Origin of the sequence: Paracoccus marinaquae (genome assembly GCF_018860165.1) — a bacterium.
GTDB classification, from domain to species: Bacteria; Pseudomonadota; Alphaproteobacteria; order Rhodobacterales; family Rhodobacteraceae; genus Paracoccus; species Paracoccus marinaquae.
The window spans coordinates 1-618 of the sequence record NZ_JAHKNG010000141.1 but is presented as its reverse complement, the minus strand read 5'-3'; the positions used below and the strand labels follow the sequence as shown (position 1 = coordinate 618).

At 66.5% G+C, this 618-nt stretch carries 1 protein-coding gene; it reads left to right on the top strand.

Features of this window, described 5'->3' with window-relative positions:
- The coding region (locus KNW02_RS20700; RefSeq protein ID WP_216035056.1) for an IS91 family transposase at window positions 1-618 on the top strand (618 nt) is incomplete at both ends.

Here is a 618-nt window from a genome sequence, read left to right as displayed (position 1 = left end):
GCTGTCGGACCTGTGGCACGATCCGTGTCGCCTATAATTCCTGCCGCAACCGGCACTGTCCGAAGTGTCAGGGCGCGGCGGCTCGTGACTGGCTGGTCGCGCGGGCGGGCGACCTGCTGCCGGTCCCCTGGTTCCACGTCGTTTTCACGCTGCCGCCAGAGATTGCGGCAATCACCTTCCAGAACAAGAAGGTCGTCTATGGCATCCTGTTCAAGTCCGCCACCGAGACACTGCGCATCATCGCGGCCGATCCAAGACATCTCGGCGCCGGGATCGGCCTGATCGCGGTGCTGCACAGCTGGGGCCAGACCCTCAGCTACCATCCCCATCTCCATTGCATCGTGCCCGGTGGCGGCCCGTCACCGGACGGCAGCCGCTGGATCGCCTGCCGTCCCGGTTTCTTCCTGCCGGTCCGCGTCCTGTCGCGGCTCTTCCGGCGGCTGTTTCTGGAAGCGTTACGTGCCGCCTTCGAGGCCGGGCAGTTGCAGTTCTTCGGCGATCTCGTCGACCTGGCCGATCCGCAGGCCTTTGCCCGGCTGCTGGCTTCGGCAAGTCGCCGCAACTGGGTGGTCTACGCCAAACCGCCCTTCGGCGGGCCGGAGCAGGTGCTGGCCTATC